Origin of the sequence: Bacillus sp. XT-2 (assembly GCF_025696525.1) — a bacterium.
Taxonomy (GTDB): Bacteria; Bacillota; Bacilli; order Bacillales; family Bacillaceae; genus Bacillus; species Bacillus halotolerans.
Genome location: NZ_JAHVOC010000010.1, coordinates 74,100 through 91,675, shown reverse-complemented (window position 1 = coordinate 91,675; position 17,576 = coordinate 74,100). Strand labels below are relative to the sequence as shown.

General features: G+C 34.9%; 20 protein-coding genes and 5 pseudogenes. 14 read left to right on the top strand and 11 right to left on the bottom strand.

The genetic code is table 11. From position 1 onward, the window contains the following. Window positions 1–9: 9 nt before the first annotated feature. Window positions 10–888, bottom strand: a complete 879-nt coding sequence (locus KXD37_RS21285) for a DMT family transporter (RefSeq protein ID WP_151174765.1) — start codon at window positions 886–888, stop codon at window positions 10–12. 353 nt (window positions 889–1,241) lie between these two features. On the opposite strand from KXD37_RS21285, the pseudogene KXD37_RS21280 reads away from it, so the two are divergent. Continuing rightward, window positions 1,242–1,991, top strand: a pseudogene (locus tag KXD37_RS21280) (hypothetical protein). Continuing rightward, window positions 1,948–2,067, top strand: coding sequence for a phosphatase RapI inhibitor PhrI (phrI, locus tag KXD37_RS21275; RefSeq protein WP_151174766.1), 120 nt, complete (start codon window positions 1,948–1,950; stop codon window positions 2,065–2,067). The pseudogene KXD37_RS21280 and the gene phrI overlap by 44 nt, the downstream one beginning before the upstream one ends. 183 nt (window positions 2,068–2,250) lie before the next feature. Here the strand turns inward: phrI and KXD37_RS21270 are convergent, their stop codons facing one another. After that, window positions 2,251–2,565 carry a YfzA family protein gene (locus tag KXD37_RS21270; protein ID WP_151174767.1) on the bottom strand — a complete coding sequence of 105 codons (315 nt, stop codon included), beginning with the start codon at window positions 2,563–2,565 and terminating at the stop codon, window positions 2,251–2,253. Between the two features lie 479 nt (window positions 2,566–3,044). Beyond that, window positions 3,045–3,355 (bottom strand): annotated as a pseudogene (locus KXD37_RS21265) (SMI1/KNR4 family protein); the annotation flags it as partial. A gap of 190 nt (window positions 3,356–3,545) precedes the next feature. On the opposite strand from KXD37_RS21265, the gene KXD37_RS21260 reads away from it, so the two are divergent. Further along, on the top strand, window positions 3,546–3,779 hold the full coding sequence (locus KXD37_RS21260) for a helix-turn-helix transcriptional regulator (RefSeq protein ID WP_003240464.1): 234 nt from the start codon (window positions 3,546–3,548) through the stop codon (window positions 3,777–3,779). After that, window positions 3,776–4,129 carry a hypothetical protein gene (locus KXD37_RS21255; RefSeq protein ID WP_024120326.1) on the top strand — a complete coding sequence of 118 codons (354 nt, stop codon included), beginning with the start codon at window positions 3,776–3,778 and terminating at the stop codon, window positions 4,127–4,129. Before KXD37_RS21260 ends, KXD37_RS21255 begins: the two co-directional genes overlap by 4 nt. Window positions 4,130–4,573: 444 nt before the next feature. Here the strand turns inward: KXD37_RS21255 and KXD37_RS21250 are convergent, their stop codons facing one another. After that, entirely contained in the window at window positions 4,574–5,602 is a 1,029-nt protein-coding gene (locus KXD37_RS21250; RefSeq protein WP_188323561.1) for a fatty acid desaturase, read from the bottom strand. 935 nt (window positions 5,603–6,537) lie between these two features. Here KXD37_RS21250 and cspC (KXD37_RS21245) point away from each other — a divergent pair. Further along, on the top strand, window positions 6,538–6,741 hold the full coding sequence (cspC, locus tag KXD37_RS21245; RefSeq protein WP_010333136.1) for a cold shock protein CspC: 204 nt from the start codon (window positions 6,538–6,540) through the stop codon (window positions 6,739–6,741). Between the two features lie 896 nt (window positions 6,742–7,637). Next, a complete protein-coding gene (cspC, locus tag KXD37_RS21240) occupies window positions 7,638–7,841 on the top strand; it encodes a cold shock protein CspC (RefSeq protein ID WP_010333137.1) in 204 nt (67 codons plus the stop codon). An 873-nt stretch (window positions 7,842–8,714) separates the two neighbouring features. Here the strand turns inward: cspC (KXD37_RS21240) and KXD37_RS21235 are convergent. The 3 genes from KXD37_RS21235 to KXD37_RS21225 all read right to left on the bottom strand — a co-directional run bounded on the left by KXD37_RS21235 (window position 8,715) and on the right by KXD37_RS21225 (window position 10,258). Then, window positions 8,715–9,176: a CarD family transcriptional regulator gene (locus KXD37_RS21235; RefSeq protein WP_101864051.1), complete on the bottom strand. Its 462-nt coding sequence runs from the start codon at window positions 9,174–9,176 to the stop codon at window positions 8,715–8,717. Window positions 9,177–9,405: 229 nt separating this feature from the next. Continuing rightward, the gene (locus KXD37_RS21230; RefSeq protein ID WP_024120329.1) at window positions 9,406–9,744 is read right to left on the bottom strand and encodes an MmcQ/YjbR family DNA-binding protein; all 339 of its coding nucleotides are present in this window, start codon (window positions 9,742–9,744) and stop codon (window positions 9,406–9,408) included. A gap of 130 nt (window positions 9,745–9,874) precedes the next feature. Continuing rightward, window positions 9,875–10,258, bottom strand: a complete 384-nt coding sequence (locus tag KXD37_RS21225; protein WP_024120330.1) for a VOC family protein — start codon at window positions 10,256–10,258, stop codon at window positions 9,875–9,877. Window positions 10,259–10,347: 89 nt separating this feature from the next. Between KXD37_RS21225 and KXD37_RS21220 the strand changes: the two are divergent. Together KXD37_RS21220 and KXD37_RS21215 are read left to right on the top strand one after the other, a co-directional pair. Continuing rightward, a pseudogene (locus tag KXD37_RS21220) lies at window positions 10,348–10,544 on the top strand (tetratricopeptide repeat protein); the annotation flags it as partial. 216 nt (window positions 10,545–10,760) lie between these two features. Then, window positions 10,761–11,138: a hypothetical protein gene (locus KXD37_RS21215; RefSeq protein WP_106020935.1), complete on the top strand. Its 378-nt coding sequence runs from the start codon at window positions 10,761–10,763 to the stop codon at window positions 11,136–11,138. Between the two features lie 56 nt (window positions 11,139–11,194). On the opposite strand, the pseudogene KXD37_RS21210 reads toward KXD37_RS21215, so the two are convergent. Then, window positions 11,195–11,377 (bottom strand): annotated as a pseudogene (locus KXD37_RS21210) (T7SS effector LXG polymorphic toxin); the annotation flags it as partial. Window positions 11,378–11,486: 109 nt separating this feature from the next. On the opposite strand from KXD37_RS21210, the gene KXD37_RS21205 reads away from it, so the two are divergent. Continuing rightward, on the top strand, window positions 11,487–11,960 hold the full coding sequence (locus KXD37_RS21205) for a hypothetical protein (protein ID WP_106020933.1): 474 nt from the start codon (window positions 11,487–11,489) through the stop codon (window positions 11,958–11,960). Between the two features lie 517 nt (window positions 11,961–12,477). Beyond that, window positions 12,478–13,071: a YdeI/OmpD-associated family protein gene (locus KXD37_RS21200; protein ID WP_106020931.1), complete on the top strand. Its 594-nt coding sequence runs from the start codon at window positions 12,478–12,480 to the stop codon at window positions 13,069–13,071. A 211-nt stretch (window positions 13,072–13,282) separates the two neighbouring features. Here the strand turns inward: KXD37_RS21200 and KXD37_RS21195 are convergent, their stop codons facing one another. The 3 genes and pseudogenes from KXD37_RS21195 to KXD37_RS21190 all read right to left on the bottom strand — a co-directional run bounded on the left by KXD37_RS21195 (window position 13,283) and on the right by KXD37_RS21190 (window position 14,958). Further along, on the bottom strand, window positions 13,283–13,984 hold the full coding sequence (locus tag KXD37_RS21195) for a hypothetical protein (RefSeq protein ID WP_254518056.1): 702 nt from the start codon (window positions 13,982–13,984) through the stop codon (window positions 13,283–13,285). Window positions 13,985–14,003: 19 nt separating this feature from the next. Further along, window positions 14,004–14,102, bottom strand: a pseudogene (locus KXD37_RS24180) (hypothetical protein); the annotation flags it as partial. Window positions 14,103–14,313: 211 nt separating this feature from the next. Further along, on the bottom strand, window positions 14,314–14,958 hold the full coding sequence (locus tag KXD37_RS21190) for a YczE/YyaS/YitT family protein (RefSeq protein ID WP_106020928.1): 645 nt from the start codon (window positions 14,956–14,958) through the stop codon (window positions 14,314–14,316). A 114-nt stretch (window positions 14,959–15,072) separates the two neighbouring features. Between KXD37_RS21190 and KXD37_RS21185 the strand changes: the two genes are divergently transcribed. From KXD37_RS21185 to KXD37_RS21170, 4 genes are all read left to right on the top strand, one after another. Continuing rightward, window positions 15,073–15,525, top strand: a complete 453-nt coding sequence (locus tag KXD37_RS21185) for a MarR family winged helix-turn-helix transcriptional regulator (RefSeq protein WP_106020926.1) — start codon at window positions 15,073–15,075, stop codon at window positions 15,523–15,525. Between the two features lie 23 nt (window positions 15,526–15,548). Continuing rightward, window positions 15,549–16,067 (top strand): GNAT family N-acetyltransferase, encoded by a 519-nt coding sequence (locus KXD37_RS21180; protein WP_105955134.1) that lies wholly within the window; start codon window positions 15,549–15,551, stop codon window positions 16,065–16,067. A 23-nt stretch (window positions 16,068–16,090) separates the two neighbouring features. Next, the gene (locus KXD37_RS21175; protein ID WP_106020924.1) at window positions 16,091–16,708 is read left to right on the top strand and encodes an FMN-binding negative transcriptional regulator; all 618 of its coding nucleotides are present in this window, start codon (window positions 16,091–16,093) and stop codon (window positions 16,706–16,708) included. A gap of 432 nt (window positions 16,709–17,140) precedes the next feature. Beyond that, window positions 17,141–17,557, top strand: coding sequence for an NUDIX hydrolase (locus KXD37_RS21170; protein ID WP_106022335.1), 417 nt, complete (start codon window positions 17,141–17,143; stop codon window positions 17,555–17,557). The last annotated feature ends 19 nt before the right edge of the window (window positions 17,558–17,576 follow it).

Below are 17,576 nucleotides of genomic sequence, written 5' to 3'. Positions count from 1 at the left end.
TTCTTTTTGTTATGACTTTACTTCTTTCTCTTTAATAACTAATAACACACCGCTAAGAATTAAAAACGAGCCTATCCAAAATGTCCCGCCTATTTGTTCTCCCAGCAGAAGCCATCCAAGTAAAGTTCCAACTAGAGGTTGGAAAAAGAAAAAGAGCCCTCCACTTGAAGCATTTAATAATTGTAATCCACGGTTCCACAATAAAAAGGCACAGGCTGTTGAAACAATTCCTAAATATAAAAGACCACCTAGAATTTTAGTGTCAAGTAGTTGTGACGTGAAAATCGTGCTAGGTTTTATAAAAGGAGTTAGTGCCACAATGGCAACAAAAGTTGAATATGTTGTAACAAGTATAGGTGAATAACGATTTGGAACACGTTTGATAAGCACGGACATAAGTGCCCATGTAAGTGCTGCAACAAGTAGAGAAATACCGCCAATTTGATTAGATGTATCAATATGCCCGTTTCCAACAATAAACAATACGCCTATTGTGGCTAAAATAATTGAAGCTCCTTTTTTTATATTAAGGGGCTCCTTGAGTAATAATCGGGCAAAAATAACCATAAACGCTGGTGTGGCAGACGTAATAATTGCTCCCATTTGTGCTGAAGACAACATCGTTCCATATTCTTGTGTAACAATCGAAATGGTGTTGCCAACAATTCCAATGACAACAATTAATAAAAGGTCGCGTTTATATACTTTCCAGGATTGTCTCTTTATTATTCCAACAATAAGAAGTGCAAGGATGGCGATTACGTACCTAATCCAAACCAATTCAAAAGGCGGAATTACTGCGACAACAACCTTAACCACAACATACATGCCGCCCCAGATACTAGCGGCTAATGCTAAATATATAGAACCTAACAGGGTATTTTTCATTTTTTGTTCCCTCCGTGTTTAAAATTAGGTCAATAAATGCCCTAACGGAGAGAAGTAGTAGTCACTTTACTCCATTAAGGGCGGAGAAGTGCTACTGGAACATCATTTTCAAATAGTGGAGCTAAATACATATATTTTCACCTCAATTTCATCATTGTCTCTCATTATACAATGGTTGTTTTCAAGCCGTAAACACCCCTATGTTTAATATTGGGTTTTAATTTCAAGGCGCAAAAGTATTGGTATAACCGCAAAAAAACCGCAAAGGAGTAGATATCATGTACCTTTTTCAATTCATCTTTGTGAAATAAAGGGTGTTCTGACATAATGCAATTAATGTAAATATTCCCCCAATTTATGTAAGGAGGGGGGTCTCGCGGGGTGTTTTCTTAGTTAAAGATAAAATTACGTACGACATAGTCACAAAAAGTTAAATGATTGGTATACATCAATAAAAAATGATCAAGTTGAGCAAGCAGAGATTATAAAAATAGAAGTAGAGAAGGAATTGCTAAACAAGGAAGAAAACCAAGATGCCCTTTTATATTATCAGCTATTAGAATTTAGACATGAGATAATGCTCAGTTATATAAAATCTAAGGAAATAGAAAATCTCCAAAATGCTTATGAGACTATAAAAGGAATTGAAAAACAAGGGCAATTAACTGGCATATTGGAATACTATTATTACTTCTTTAAGGGAATGTACGAGTTTCAGGCGTAAAGAATTAACTACGGCGATGAGTGCCTATCGAATAGCTGAATCAAAGTTGTCGGAAGTTGAGGATGAAATAGAAAAAGCAGAGTTTTTTTCAAAGTGTCTTATGTATTTTATTATATGAAACAAACATATTTCTCCATGAATTATGTCAATCGCGCACTCAAAATACTTAGAGAGTATGAAGAGTATGCGGTCCAAACTGTGCGTTGTCAATTTATTGTAGCAGGAAACCTGATCGATTCTTTATTTTCATGAACAAGGAAATTTAATGCTCTCTAATGAATATTATCGTATGAGCATTGAAGCAAGACGAAAAATTAAAAAAGGGGAGATTATTAATGAAAATCAGCCGGATTCTATTGGCAGTAGTGATTTTAAGTAGTGTATTTTCAATAACTTATTTGCAAAGTGATCATAATACTGAGATCAAAGTAGCTGCAGATAGGGTAGGGGGATAGTTTCTAAAAAGGTTTTGTTAAAGTTTAGTGTGTATTAGCATTAAATTCGTCACCAGATTTGTAATCCTTTTTGCAATAACTTGCCCCTTTAGACTCAATAAAAAATGCGATACTCTTTATTGAAGTATCGCACCCAATACTCTAAGTAAAACTCTTCTCAAACCATATTTATTTTAATCACGGTTATTTAGAGCTATTACTATAGTGTCTAGGCGAAAATGCATTTTTTAATGCACTTATTATTCCAGGCACAAGAAAGAAGACGCCAAAAAAGACAGTAAGTAAATTTAATTGTGGTGTTTCATAAAAAGTAAACCAATTTATAAAAATTGACGATTCCGTAATTCTCCCAAATAGTGTTCCATCAATCTCTCTATAATTAGGTAACCATCCTGTTGTTTCAAATGTAATAAAAATGATCTGTGACAATAAAAATACACCAATTTGAGAAACCCAATACTTTTTCAAAAATGGAACACTTTTTTGCTTTTCAGCCAACTAATATCCCTCCCTGCATTAGATACCATTTTATATTCATATACGGAAAATTAAAGAATAAGTTTCAAAATCTAATGTTGAATGGATTCTAACACTTGAAACCAAGCTAGATAATTGTTCAGATATTAAAGTAAGTTGATGCGGAGACATACCTGTATACACAGCAAGAATGGGAGCAATATCAAAGAGAATTAGAATTATTTTATTACGACAGGGCAATGAGTGACATATCACTTGATGAGATGTAGAGTTCCGTTGGTCTCTAATAGGTGCCCAATTTGTGCCCAGAATTCATAAAAAATGATGAGGTGTAAATAAAATAAACAGATGCTTTGATTAAAAGCTTTTGTAACCTATTATACGTTTTTACTAGGTTGAGGGTCTATCTTAGAAACCATACCAAAACATCTTGGTACGGTTTTTTTATGTTGTAATCATTCAATTTCGAGGAAAATCTTTATTTTGAGGGAGTGTAAAGATTAATCTTCCCAATCCTCATCTTCATTTAAATCCTCTTTACCCTTTTCTAGTCGCTGAAGAAGAAATTCTAGAAAATTACTTGCAGCTGTATATCCATATCCTTATGTTTATCCCAAAGAATAACTAGACACTCTCCATCTACCATTCTGTTTGTATCAAGACAATAAGAAAATTTATCTATATACTCAATAACAACAAGACCTGGTATAAGATTGTAGAACGCTCTGTATTCTTTGGTTTGCTCTACAACTTCAGCGCCTTCAGAGTCATAACCAATAATCATTGTTCCGTATGCGACACCAAAACCGTGAACTTATAAAACATAAATTACACCAGATCGAACCTAACAAAATCATGAATTTTATCAGGTTCTTTATGCGATCAGGTTCATGTTAAATCAAAGTAATTTAGGTAAACATAAAGGTATTTTATATTTTTGTATAAGTTTACTTTACTTTTGTATAAGGTCAGTTTATAATTTGGCTCAAGAGGTGATGGTCATGAAGAAAGATTTTGGTGATTCGATCTCAAATAAGGTTTATGAATATCGTGTACTTGCCAGATTGTCTCAGCAAGAATTAGCAAAGAAAGTCGGGGTTTCCAAACAAACCATCTTTGTAATGGAAAAAGGAAATTATGTTCCGACTCTTCTGTTAGCTTTTCGAATTGCCGAATTTTTTAATGTGGATGTAAACGAGATTTTTACTTATGAGAAAGGAAATGATCAAAAATGAAAATGAATTCGATCTCAGATACGATCACTAACGCAATTTTTTCCCCTTTAAAGTCTTGGGCTGAACATTCTCAAGGAAATTGGAGTATTCTCATTGGCAGCGGATTTGTATTGCTTGTAGTCGGATTGATTCTGACAATCGTATTTCATAAAAAAATGGGTAAGACTGACGAGAGAACAAACCAAATCGCTTTAAAAGGTTGCCTCTGTATGTTATATGCACTAATTTTGTGCGACTTGATTTTCCCAAAAGAATATATGTGGCAAGTTTTCTTCTTATTTAAGTATTCTATTGCATTCTTCGCTTCAGCAATCTATCTAGCCGTTCGATATAAAAAAGATTTTTTGTAAATTCAATTACCGAGAAAGATAGTGGCTCTGTAGTTTTAATTGTTTTAGGAGAGGGAACGAATATGAAATCAATTTATAATGAGATTTGGAGAAGTGGGGAAGTATAGGGTGTTTTTTTTGCTCACCAATTATTAACCATATTTATATAAACTTATAGAAATGATGTAAAGTGGAGTTAGAAAGTGTAATGAAAACAAGCTTTCATAACCAATGATATGGATTTATTATGTTGAGGGCCTAGTGGGTGAATAACCCGTGGAGGTTCAAGTCCTCTCGGCCGCATCCCAATAATACCAAGGGTTTAATCACCTTTGGTATTATTTTTTTGTTGCAAGTGTATCCTGGCATTAAAAAAGTGCTGACCCCTGCACAAAACCTTTGCGCGAGTCTGCACTTTTATTTTGCAAGATACACTGCCCCTTATCTCGATTAAGGGGAGTTTATTTAATCCGTTTTTAGCCGCACTGATACTTGGCTTTTAGGAGCTTTTTTTAAATGGCTAAAACCTACAAATTTTTTGCCTTCTTCATCCCATAGGCGGAACTTTAACGACTTCAGACTTGTTGCCAGTGTAATGGTCGGAACGTTTTGCAATGGTTCAGTGCTGTTATGTACTTCTTCAAGCTTATAGTTTGGGACTCTCGGGCTTAAATGATGAACATGATGGAAACCGATATTGCCTGTTAGCCATTGCATGATTTTTGGCAGCTTATAAAAAGAGCTTCCTTCCACTGCTGCTTTTACATATTCCCAATGCTTATCTTCTTCAAAATAAGAATCCTCAAACGTATGCTGGATATAAAACATCCAAATTCCGAGGGATCCCGATACCATAAAAATTGGTGCTTGAACCAGCAGGAAGTTTTGCCAGCCGATTGCCCAACATAAAAGTGCTGCGAGAACGACGATCCCCAGGTTCGTTACATACGTATTCATCCGTTCTTTGCGTTTTGCCCCTTTACGGTTAAAACGATTGGTCACCCCGAAGACGTAAATCGGCCCAATAAAAAACATGACAAACGGATTTCTGTACAAACGGTACATTATTTTTGTCTTGGTTGAGGCTTCCTTATACTCCTCAACGGTCAGTACCCAAATATCGCCTGTACCGCGTTTGTCCAGGTTGCTGCTTGTCGCATGATGGACAGAGTGATCGTGTGCCCAATGATCAAAAGGATGCAGAGTCAGAATTCCTGTTATTGTTCCAAGGATTCGATTCGCCCTTCTGTTCTTAAAAAAGGAATAGTGGCAGCAATCATGAAAGATGATGAAGGTTCTCACTAAAAACCCTGCCGCAACGACAGAAATTGCTAATGTAAGAAAATAAGAAATCGACAAGCTCTTATATGCCAAAAACCATAACAGGAAAAATGGTCCCAATGTGTTAATGATTTGACAAATACTTTTTTGTAAATCGGACTTTTCGTAAGGGGTAACCAGTTTTCTCAAAGTCCTTAGGTTTTCTTTATTCATTTATTAAAGTTTCCCCTTCCTAATGTTCTTAAGCTCAGTATAGAAAACGTTTTATTCCCTTTGAAGTCCCAGCTGTCATACTCCATATATGATACGTATCATGGTTTTGTTATAACTCGCCAGCCAGCTAAGGATCCTTTTCAAAAGCTGTTAAATGAATCGGTTTTCCAATCCCTCTGTAAAATGATTGGAAATGTGAAACTGATTTCCAGCTTAATTAAATCTTTATTAGCAGAGGCAGCCAGGAAACAAAAGTCGTATAAAGATTATACCCATCTCTTTATCGGACCAAACTCTCTCCTGTTCCCCCATGGGAATCGATCTATTTAGACCGTGAACCTTGATTGAGGAACAAACTTTACAAGTGTAGAATATGGATTGATTTTTGAGAGTCAAAATAAAGTAAGCTGGAAGACCTTGAATTTTCTAGTTGCTTAATTCAAAAGGCTTTGGAAAGTGGTAATGAAGAAAAGGAAGATGATTTGAGATCAAGTTTTATTTTTTTATGAGCATATTGGCAAATGGGGGTAGACAATGAGTAACGTTTGCAAACATCTGCAGAAATAAAGCTTTACCAGTGAACAGCCCTGTTTGTAGCACTTAAACAAGAATCAGCTGAGCTTTGTAAAGAAATCTTTAACAATCAATAATGAAGTACGATTAAGCAAAGAAAAAGGGCTGAAGGCACTCGTGATTCATTTTCACGTGTTTTCAAACCATCGTTAATGAAGGCCTCTTATTCTGCATGTTTAACAAATAATTCCATAAATAAAACAATAATATTAATTTGCATTTATTTCCGTTTCGTGTTAAGATGAAGAAGAATTATTTTTGTTCGTGTAAAGGATAGTATGAATATTGACTTTTCGTCTTGATGATACTTTGGGCAGGGATAGTAATTAAAATGTGTGGTAACGCACTAGGAGGCAACAAAAATGGAACAAGGTACAGTTAAATGGTTTAATGCAGAAAAAGGTTTTGGATTTATCGAACGTGAAAATGGAGACGACGTATTCGTACACTTCTCTGCAATCCAAGGTGACGGATTCAAATCGTTAGACGAAGGTCAAAAAGTAACGTTTGACGTTGAGCAAGGTGCTCGTGGAGCTCAAGCTGCTAATGTTCAAAAAGCTGCTTAATCTTAAATGTTTATAGAAAAACAGGCTCTTAATATAGGGCCTGTTTTTTTGCGTTCTCTGTATAATACTCAAACTCAATAAAAAACCCTACTCAACGTTCGAGTAGGGAGATGTTACAAGGTAATAGCAAAAGATTTAACGCTTCAAAGGTTTGTTTATAGTATAACATACTGGATTGACAATATGCGGAATGTATATAAATTATTTATTTTTCTTTTCGAATACAATTACATACTATTCATTCTTTTTTCACTAACCTGTGGGAATCGGTTTATTTCGACCGTGAACCTTGATTGAGGAGCAAAACATTACAAGTAAGGAAATACTACCGTAAATACGGATTGAATGTTGTGTGTCAAAATGATTAAAAGGCTTTGGAAAGTGGTAATGAAGAAAAGGAAGATGATTTGTGGTTCAAGTATTCTTGGCAAACGGGACTAAACAATGAGTGACAGTTTGGAGACGTCTGTAGAGATAAGCTTTACTAGTGAACAGCCATGCTTTTAAAAGAATATCTTGCACTTGAACAAGAAACAGCTGAGCTTTTTAAGAAATTTTTAAACAATCAATAATGAAGTACACACTCGTGATTCATTTTCACGGGGGATCAAACCGTAGATATTAATAAGCCCTCTTAGATCATGTTATAAATTCAATACGGGATTATTGACATTTTTTATTTCGCTTACCGCTTCTGCACAGTATCCACACCTTTATCAAATATGCCATGATTTAAACGATAATATAATTGCCATTATTTCCGTTTCGTGCTATGATAAAGAAAGATTATTTTTGTTCGTGTAAAGGATAGTATGAATATTGACTTTTCGTCTTGATGATACTTTGGGCAGGGATAGTAATTAAAATGTGTGGTAACACACTAGGAGGCAACAAAAATGGAACAAGGTACAGTTAAATGGTTTAATGCAGAAAAAGGTTTTGGATTTATCGAACGTGAAAATGGAGACGACGTATTCGTACACTTCTCTGCAATCCAAGGTGACGGATTCAAATCGTTAGACGAAGGTCAAAAAGTAACGTTTGACGTTGAGCAAGGTGCTCGTGGAGCTCAAGCTGCTAACGTTCAAAAAGCTTCTTAATCTAACTCGTTGATAAAAACAGGCTCTTAATATAGGGGCCTGTTTTTTTGCGTTCTCTGTATAAAACTCAATAAAAAACCCTACTCAACGTTCGAGTAGGGAGATGGTACAGGTAATAGAAAAAGATTTAACGCTTCAAAGGTTTCTTTACAAGTATAACATACTGGATTGACAATATGCGGTAATGTATATAAGTTATTTATTTCTTTTCAAACACACCTACATCTTATTAGGAAGCAAACTTTCACGAAATTTTAAAAATAATAGCCAACTCTAAATGTGTCGTGTACCAACCGCCGCTAAACGGGAGTCAACCATGATCATTCCGACACTCTTCTTTTTTTAATTCATGACCAGCAGTAAACAAAAAGGATCATTCCTTTTCGTAAAGAATCATCCTTTTCTTCGTTCATTCAACAATCTTTATGTATTGTTGATTAATCTACAAAAATTCCACCAACTTCAATTTTTTCATAAAACTGATCCTTATTAGAAGTAGGTTTCTTTAACTCGTGACTGTCGCAGTGGATATAGAAATTCTTAAAGATAAGAGGGGAGATTGATTGATTTTTTTTCTAGAAATAATCAATTAGATATACCTAACACAATGAAAGCCCTACCTCTCTTCCATCCTTACGGCTCCTTGTCCGTGCCAGTGTGAATCAGGTACAAAAATCAAGCGATTATTTTTCGAATTATTTGATAAAACTTCAAATGTTCGTAGAAGAAATGTAAATCATAAAAATGGATTAGATTGTAGGTATAACAAAAGAGGTTAATGTTCTAAACTAAGTTGAACGTCTTTGAAATGATTTACTTTTAATCATGATATTCCCGAAAAATTCAGAGTGTTTTTGGAATGTAATATCAACCTTAACAGAAGCTTTTTATTTGATTTTCAGTGATTCCTTTAATTACTTCCAGTTCACTGATCAAAAATTCATATGCATTATCCAACATTTTTTTTTCGCTTGAATTAAGTGCTTTTTCTTTCTTCATACGCATTAAATCACGTACAACTTCAGCACCTTCTTGTATTTCACCCGTTTTTATTTTGTTCGTGTTTACTTGATACCTTTGTTTCCACGGCAGTAACCTATCTGATTCTCCATGCTGAAAAATGTGTATAATGCGTTTTAATGCAAGTATATCAGTAACTGGTCGTATACTTGAACTCAATATTTTACGTGTTGGAATCATAACTGTCATATTACTGATTGACATTTTTATGACATAATACTGTTGTTTTTCATCTAAAAATTCTTTTTCTTCTATGGCTTCAATTATACCTGCTCCGTGCATTGGATAAACAATGTTATCGCCAATTTGAAACATATTATCCACCTCCATGTATGGTAACCTTCTTAAGCTTACCATACATGGAGGTGGATAATCAAAATATTTAATAATAACATGATAATATTTTTGTTGTCAATAACTTTTTTCAATAAATCAGATCAAGCAAAAACAATACGGAACGTGTATGATTTCCAATAAAGGAAAGGTCAATTGGTCCGTGTATATCCTGAAACTTCGACTCATTAACATAGATCAGTTTTTCGTTTTAGCTATGAGACTTCTTCGGCTTTGTCAATTCGAAACTATGTTGCACCATATCACCTAGAGTTTCTTTCGAGAGGGCACCATCTAAAATAATGGTATTCCAGTGGTCTTTATTCATATGATAACCGGGTTTCACTTCCTTATAGATGCTGCGCAGAAAATTGGCGCGCTCAGGTTCGCATTTAAGATTGATGCATAGATGACCATCTAGATTAAAGATAAGCGCAAACAACTTTTTATTACCTTTGTGACGCATCACAGTCCATCCTTCACCAAAAGGGTAGTCTTTATAGGTGTCTGGATAAGACAGGCAGTAATCAATTATTTCATTCAGAGTCATAATAAGCCACCGCCATTATAATTTATGAGTATAGATAAATGAGCCAATGATTCCAAGATCATTATATATCAAAGTAAAATCTGTTTTAATCGTTTTGACTATTAGGTGTTAATATAAGAACGTCATGAAGTTACTTCTGTATGATCTGAATAAGGTTGCCGCATGTATCGTCGAAGACAGCTATTGTGACTTCTCCCATTATGGTCGGCTCCATAGTGAACTTCACGCCTTTTTCCATTAATCGTGTGTACTCTTTTCGTATATCTGTAACGCCAAACATTGTTGCTGGGAAGCCCTCGGCGAATATCTTCTTTTGATACTCCTTAGCGGCAGGATGTTCATTTGGTTCGAGTAAAAGTTCGGTTCCATCTTGATCATCTTGAGAAACAAGTGTTATCCACCTGAATTTCCCCATAGGAACGTCTTCCTTTTTTACAAACCCCAGCTTTTCTGTATAAAACTCCAGTGCCTTGTCTTGGTCTTGTACGAATATACTGGTAACAATGATTTTCATACTGTTTTTGCCTCCTTTGATATTTATGACGCATGATACTGGCTGCAAGCAAAACAACCCACACATTTGTCAAAAGTCCTGTTCCGGCTTTTTTCAAAGTGTCTTATGTATATTATATGAAACAAACGTATTTCTCCAAAAATTATGCAAATCGTGCACTCAATATTTTTGGAGTGTAAGAAACTGTCCAAATTATACGTTGCCAATTTATTGTCGCAGGAAACCTGATCGATTCTTTAGAAAATATGAAAGAGCTTAGGAACAATTTTTAAATTCTTTGAAGCTGCAAGGAAAAACGTAAAGCATTGCAATGTCACATATGAATATAATGTGGTTATTTACTATTATGTAAATTTATGTCTAAATAGTAAGTGGTGATAAATATTATTGATAGCTGCGTTTTGACTGCATATTTTTTCATTAAATATATAAAATGGTTATGAAAATGAAAAAAGGCAGGATACCCGTTTATAGTCACTTTTATAAAAAAGGAGTCATAACGATGTTAAAAAGATTTTTTCTGGTTTTACTCACACTGATGATGTCTATAGTTGTTATACTAGTGGCTGCTAAAGATTCCCCTGGAGATAATGTCATTTCATTTGATGAGCCTATGATCTTAATGATATCCATTGGGATCGTTGTATTTTTATTCATCCCTCCATTAACCATGTCCTTTTTTGGCAACATGGTTGTAAGAATAATATCTGGAGTATATCAATGTTTTATCGTTTTCACTTTTCTGGGGATGATTCCAATTGGATTTCTTATTCCCAATGGCTTTTTGACCATTCTTGTTTCTGTTTTAGGAACGTTAGTCAGCATAATTAGTGTTGTAGTAACCTTATTAATTGATAGGAATAAAGAAGTTAAATCTTAATAGAATAGTTGCTTTTATTGAAAAGCTTTATCCCTAATGTCGAGGAAAGAGGCCTTCCATTGATCACCAACATGATCGTGATAAAATGCTGTTCCTTTGCCAGAGAACTCATTGTCATGCAAACCAGCAACAGTCTCCAATGCTTTTCTTAGCTTTATCATTTGATTTTTCAAATCTTTATAATCTTTTGCTCGATTTTAAGCTTCAGATAACAAAGAATCTGCTTCAAATCCTTTCATTGGTCCAATCTTTTCTATGAGTTTATATCCTAATGTTACTATTAATTATTTATATTAGAATATAATAAGTTTACATCCTATTTATTACATAGAAAGATTGGAGTTAAAAATGAAAAAAAGTAAGTTTTTTTTAGCAATTATTTGTTCTGCTGCACTGCTAGTTTTTTTAGCATGGTTTATTTATGCTGGCACCCACCAACCTCCTATATTGAAGGGTAATTCAAAAGATGGAAAATGGAGTGTTATCTATTCTCCTGAAAAAGACATAGATCTTGCAAGGCAAGACTTATGGGCGGTTCATATTACATGGAAAAGGGATTCTGGGTTTTCAGTAAAAGAGGTTGTGTTTAAAGAAAATGGTGTTGTTGAGGCATCAGGTGACGCAACAGATGAACCTAAGAATGCAAAAGAAATAGCAGTAGCGATAATGGGAGATCCACCAAATACGAATAATGATTATACAGTAGAAGTTACTTGGGAAGAGAATGGGAAAACACAAAAAGACATTATACAAGTAAATAAAGAAATCAAACGGTCATTTGTTATTCCTAATGTAATAAAAAGAATTTTAAGTTTAGGATAAAGCTAAAATACTCTCATAGGAATAGAAAAATATTATTAAATCAAGTAAAAGCGTTTGCTTTTTTCTTGTTTCATCTTAATTTATCACCTTAACTGATGGTTGTTTCTAAGTAAATATCATTGATACCAAGGGTTTTGACTGCCTTGGTCTTTTTTTGTGCTTGTTTTGCAATTGTCTACTGCCGGACTTACCTAACCTGTAAGTCATTTAAACGGTCAGCAGTTTCTCTTTGTTTGTTGGGGAAACATAAACATCTATTGTCGTTGTTATAATAGCTTGTCCGAGTCTTTTTTTATTGTTGCATAAACTTCGTCTTAAGCTTAATCTATGAATACATAATAAAGACGGAACCTATATCATTGCTGATAGGAGAATAAAACAAATACCGTGATGTCAAAAATACCAATTAAGGGGAAGGGGATGAAGAAAAATCAAGAGCGTGATGGGCGAAAAGCCGATTAAACCGGTGAATCTAACGTAATGAAAAAGCAAACTGTTTGGAAAAGAGGGGGTCCTGATGACAAATAGTAGTATGAATCCTAACGTTGATGAATTTGTAAGTAAAGCTGAAAAGTGGAAGGAAGAATATGAGCGGTTAAGAAATATCGTTCTTGAATGTGAGCTGACTGAAGAATTTAAGTGGATGCATCCTTGTTATACGTTTCATAAAAAAAACGTCGTTTTAATACATGGATTTAGAGAATATTGTGCGCTTCTGTTTCACAAAGGCGCCTTGTTACAGGATCCTCATGGGATTCTCATCCAACAAACGGAGAATGTACAGGCGGCTCGCCAGATTCGGTTCACCAATGTTCAAGAAATAGCTGAAATGGAAACCATCTTGAAAGCCTATATTAATGAAGCCATTGAAGTTGAAAAAGCCGGTTTGGAAGTGAATGTTAAAAAGAATACAGAATACATCATTCCAGAGGAACTTCAACATAAATTCGATGAAATTCCTGCCTTGAAAACGGCTTTTGAAGCATTGACCCCGGGACGGCAAAGAGCTTACATTCTTTATTTTTCTCAAGCCAAACAATCCAAAACTCGAGAGTCAAGGGTTGAAAAATATATGAAGAAAATTCTCGATGGAAAGGGATTAAAGGATTAGTATATTCGTCAGGAAGGCATTTTGCTAAGTGAGATTTCTATGAATCTGTCATGCAAGAAGCATTTGAAGGATGAAGGCAACCGTGATACCAAGAGTTTTGAGTCCCTTGGTATTTCTTGTGTCAGAATAAAATACAGAGGGGCGGTTCAATGTATGAAAGAACCGTCCCTTATTTTATTTGGCATTTTCGTTTGAATAAAACGATTACTGATTAATGAATAGCCATTATGTCAATAAGGCGCTTGATTTTTTCACTGTCTCCTGTATCAACGTACACTGTTTTTGCATTTTTTATTATATCCTCAGTCACTTCCCGCATTACGCCTTTACTTACATCATCAGAGGAATCCCAGCGTAAAGGAACATTGTATACTTTAATCGTACCATCTCCATTACCGCTATAAGTTACAGATCCATCCACTAAACGAGAGCCTGCTAACTGGATAACATCTTCAGGATAGCCAGCACTGGTGTCATCATTCGGATTGATTGGTTCGCCAGCCGAAATATGTCGAACATTCAGTTCATCTATCTCTTGATTTGCTCCAAGCTGCAACCAAACTCTGGCATATTCGATTTTCTCAGAGGGATATTCCGCTAATACATTGTCTTTTTCACTGTTCGCCTCGTTTTTTAATCCTTCTGAAGAGGTTTCTTTTGATTCATCCGTTGAGGATTCCTTTAAAGCATTTTCATTTGAATTCTTTGTTACGGATTCTTCTGATCCTGTTGTGGCCTCTGATTCGTCCTTAGCTATTTGGTTGCTATCTTCAGTCTCATTATTATTTTCTTCAGATTGTAATGCAGAATCATTATTTGATTTTTCTTCCTTACCGCCCATACATCCAACGAGCAATAAGACGAGCAGCATCATGACAACATTAGAATAAAAAATATTTCTCAGTTTCTTCATTATTTCATCCCTCACCATCAACAGCCTTACATGCTTTTCTTAGCTTAATCAGTTTTTTATAATCTTTTTTTCGGTTTTCAGCTTCAGATAACAAAGACTTAGCTTCAAATCCCATCATTGTCCAATCCTTTCAGTTAGTTATATCTAAATATTACCATGGAATAGATATGAAAGTTCGAAAAAATTGTTCAAGGAGAGGTAACGAATGTTAGCTCAATCGAATAAATCTAGACAGCTTTTTGAAATGATGGCCACACTGTATACGGGTGGATTTCATGAGGAATCACCTATCATATTTGTGTCAACACTGTCCCTTTACATGAAGCAGACTATATTGAATGCTTTTTATTTTTGTCATCATGTGGTGATGTACTAGAGTGTGTGAATATGCGGTCTAATATTTGTTCTGTAAATGGCATAAAGGCATTAAGGATTATTCCTCCTAAACAAACGGTTAACAAAGTCCCGATGCCAATTGGCCCATTTAAAATAATTGCAGCTATCAAGAAGAAGAGGTAAATGAATGTTCTCGAAAAAAAGATATTTGTTTTGGTTAATTCTTTTATGATTAATGTTAATCGGTCAACTGGAATCGGTGCAAAATTTGTATGCAAATAGGTTGCAGTTCCTAACCCTATAACAACTAAGCCGATTCCAAAACAAATCACTTTGCTGAACCATAGGTCAGGTGTTAGCAAATTGTGCAATAAAAAAAGCCACATATCAATCCCAATCCCCGTTATAAATGCTGTTAACATCCCCAAAACTTCCGGTCTTTGTCTATTTAAAATTGAATTACAGCATATCAATATGAACGCTATTATGATTTCCCAGCTTCCCACTGTAAGCCCCACATTTTTAGACAGTCCTACCACAACTGCATCAAAGGGTGAAGTTCCAAGGTCTGATTGGATAGTGAAGGAAATACCAAGAGTTAAAATGAAAATTCCTAATACATAAAAAGTATATTTCACTTTACTCGACCTCTTTTTCGTTATTTTTATTGCAAATACAACAAAGTTAAGATATATTCAATATAAGTCATTTTTGTTGTATATGCAACAAAAGTATGCGCTAAGGAGGTCATGATGAAGGAAATTCTTCGCGAAATCGGAATGATTGCCAGGGCATTAGATTCGATAAGCAATATAGAATTTAAAGAATATAACCTCACAAAAGGGCAGTATTTGTACCTTGTCCGAATATGTGAAAACCCAGGAATCATTCAAGAAAAGTTAGCTGAAATGATTAAAGTAGACCGAACAACCGCAGCTCGTGCGATAAAAAAACTCGAAATAAACGGTTTTATTGAAAAGATGGATGATGAGCATAACAAAAAGATAAAAAAACTCTTTCCAACAGAAAAAGGGAAAGATGTGTTTCCCGTTATAAAAAGAGAAAATGATCATTCGAATAATGTCGCATTAGCGGGGTTTTCTGAAAAAGAAGCAGAAACCATTTTTCACCTTCTTCAAAGAATGAGAAAAAATGTAGAAGTTGACTGGGAATATGTAAAAAAAGGGAATAAGAGAGATTATTAATTTTAAAAGGAGCATATATGAGTATGAGTGTAAAACTAAAAAAGTGCAGCCATGAAGATTTAAAAATACTCCAAGAAATAAGTATTGAAACATTCAATGATACATTCAAAGACCAGAATTCACCTGAAAATATGAAAGCTTATTTGGAAAGTGCGTTTCATTCTAAACAGCTGGAAAAGGAATTATCTAATATCTCTTCACAATTCTTTTTTGTTTATTTTAATCATGAAGTCGCTGGATATTTAAAGGTCAATACCAATGAGGCTCAGTCTGAAGAAATGGGTGATGAATCACTAGAAATCGAGAGGATTTATATCAAGAACAAATTTCAAAAACATGGCCTTGGTAAATATCTGTTCAATAAAGCTGTGGAAATTGCGCTGGAATCTAATAAAAAGAAAATCTGGCTAGGCGTATGGGAAAAAAATGAAAATGCTATTGCTTTTTATGAGAAAATGGGGTTTGTTCAAACTGGAGCCCACTCTTTTTATATGGGTGATGAGGAACAAATAGACTTTATCATGATCAAAACACTCGTATAACTTTTTATGAAAGGCGGGTTTATATGTATATTCCAAAATACTATAAGGTTACAAATGCCGATGACATTTGGGACTTTGTTCAAAACAACTCATTTGGCACAATTGTCACAACAGCACAAGGGAAGCCAATTGCAACTCATTTGCCATTGCAGTTAATGAAAGAGGGGGATACTTACTATATAACGGGGCATATTGCTTATGGGAATCCTCAGTGGAGAACATTTGAAACCTGTGAAGATGTGCTTGTTATGTTTCAGGGACCGCACGCTTATATCTCTTCCTCTTGGTATGAAAAGGAAAACGTCCCAACATGGAACTATCAAGCCGTACATGTATACGGTACAGCCAGCATTTTGAACGAAGAAGAGTTAAAACATGACCTGACAATGTTGCTGCAAAAATACGAAAAGCACCGCAAGAATCCAGTTTTATGGGATAAGCTTTCTCCTCAGCTCTTAGAAAGTCAGCTGAAAGGTATTGTCGGATTTAAGATGAAGGTGGGAGAAATTCAGGCTTCATATAAATTAAGTCAGAACCGAAATGAAAAGGATTATATGAATATCATTGATCAATTACGAAATGAAGGAAATCCAAATTCAAAGCAAATGGCAGAACTGATGGAAAAGAGATTAAAAGATTAAATATAAGTCCACTTTTATTAGTGAACTTTGGAATGCGTGGTACTGCTCAAATTTTTGATTCTGCAGAGCCTTCAACTCGTGTGAAAGTTCAAGGAACACTTGCTGTTTTTAGCAGAGGCTTCTGGCGTGGCTCTTTCGGTTTTCTAATCACAATTCATAAAAACTTATAGAAATGACGGAAAATGAATATACGGAGTGTAATGAAAATAAGCTTTCAGAATGAGGGCTTGTTAGTGAATAACCCGTGAAGGTTCAAGTCATCTCGGCCGCATCCTAATGATACCAAGGGTTTAACTTCCTTTGGTATTATTTTTTTATGCAGAAAAGCTATGAGAGATTTCTTACCAAAACTAACCAGTTATCATTTATAGTAATATATAGAAAATCAACAAATCAACCGAGGATGAATTTTGTTCTATAAAGGAGATTCCCATGGAAGAAGTAAAAGTTGTGTATGCGTTGATTAAAAGTAAGTGTAATCAGATATTAATGGTGGATAATCATGAAGGACACTGGTCACTTCCAGGTGGAAGAGTTGAACCTGATGAGACGTTAATAGAAGCTGCTATACGTGAAGTGCATGAAGAAACAGGTTTTGAAGTAGAAATAGGGAATTTAATTGCTGTTAACGAAGCGAAATATGTAAAGAGGAATCATCACGCTATCCTTTTTACATTTGAAGCGCGAATTGTTGGAGGAACAGAAGTGATTAAAAAGCCAAACGAGATATTGCAAATTGAATGGGTTGACATTGAACAGGCAAATGAACGAATGCCGTATTACTCAGAAGGACTTAATAAAATGCTGACAGGATATGCCCTATATAATAATCAAGGAACAATAGGGTAATGGCAGTAATCGTCAGGTT

Excerpts from the sequence above, each read along its gene's own strand:
- KXD37_RS21180 (WP_105955134.1), top strand. The coding sequence starts at position 15,549 with ATGAGTGTAAAACTAAAAAAGTGCAGCCATGAAGATTTAAAAATACTC.
- cspC (WP_010333136.1), top strand. The coding sequence starts at position 6,538 with ATGGAACAAGGTACAGTTAAATGGTTTAATGCAGAAAAAGGTTTTGGA.
- KXD37_RS21185 (WP_106020926.1), top strand. The coding sequence starts at position 15,073 with ATGAAGGAAATTCTTCGCGAAATCGGAATGATTGCCAGGGCATTAGAT.
- phrI (WP_151174766.1), top strand. The coding sequence starts at position 1,948 with ATGAAAATCAGCCGGATTCTATTGGCAGTAGTGATTTTAAGTAGTGTA.
- KXD37_RS21195 (WP_254518056.1), bottom strand. The coding sequence starts at position 13,984 with ATGAAGAAACTGAGAAATATTTTTTATTCTAATGTTGTCATGATGCTG.
- KXD37_RS21255 (WP_024120326.1), top strand. The coding sequence starts at position 3,776 with ATGAAAATGAATTCGATCTCAGATACGATCACTAACGCAATTTTTTCC.
- KXD37_RS21235 (WP_101864051.1), bottom strand. The coding sequence starts at position 9,176 with ATGTTTCAAATTGGCGATAACATTGTTTATCCAATGCACGGAGCAGGT.
- KXD37_RS21260 (WP_003240464.1), top strand. The coding sequence starts at position 3,546 with ATGAAGAAAGATTTTGGTGATTCGATCTCAAATAAGGTTTATGAATAT.
- KXD37_RS21215 (WP_106020935.1), top strand. The coding sequence starts at position 10,761 with ATGTTAAAAAGATTTTTTCTGGTTTTACTCACACTGATGATGTCTATA.
- KXD37_RS21170 (WP_106022335.1), top strand. The coding sequence starts at position 17,141 with ATGGAAGAAGTAAAAGTTGTGTATGCGTTGATTAAAAGTAAGTGTAAT.
- KXD37_RS21250 (WP_188323561.1), bottom strand. The coding sequence starts at position 5,602 with ATGAATAAAGAAAACCTAAGGACTTTGAGAAAACTGGTTACCCCTTAC.
- cspC (WP_010333137.1), top strand. The coding sequence starts at position 7,638 with ATGGAACAAGGTACAGTTAAATGGTTTAATGCAGAAAAAGGTTTTGGA.
- KXD37_RS21200 (WP_106020931.1), top strand. The coding sequence starts at position 12,478 with ATGACAAATAGTAGTATGAATCCTAACGTTGATGAATTTGTAAGTAAA.
- KXD37_RS21175 (WP_106020924.1), top strand. The coding sequence starts at position 16,091 with ATGTATATTCCAAAATACTATAAGGTTACAAATGCCGATGACATTTGG.
- KXD37_RS21225 (WP_024120330.1), bottom strand. The coding sequence starts at position 10,258 with ATGAAAATCATTGTTACCAGTATATTCGTACAAGACCAAGACAAGGCA.
- KXD37_RS21205 (WP_106020933.1), top strand. The coding sequence starts at position 11,487 with ATGAAAAAAAGTAAGTTTTTTTTAGCAATTATTTGTTCTGCTGCACTG.
- KXD37_RS21230 (WP_024120329.1), bottom strand. The coding sequence starts at position 9,744 with ATGACTCTGAATGAAATAATTGATTACTGCCTGTCTTATCCAGACACC.
- KXD37_RS21285 (WP_151174765.1), bottom strand. The coding sequence starts at position 888 with ATGAAAAATACCCTGTTAGGTTCTATATATTTAGCATTAGCCGCTAGT.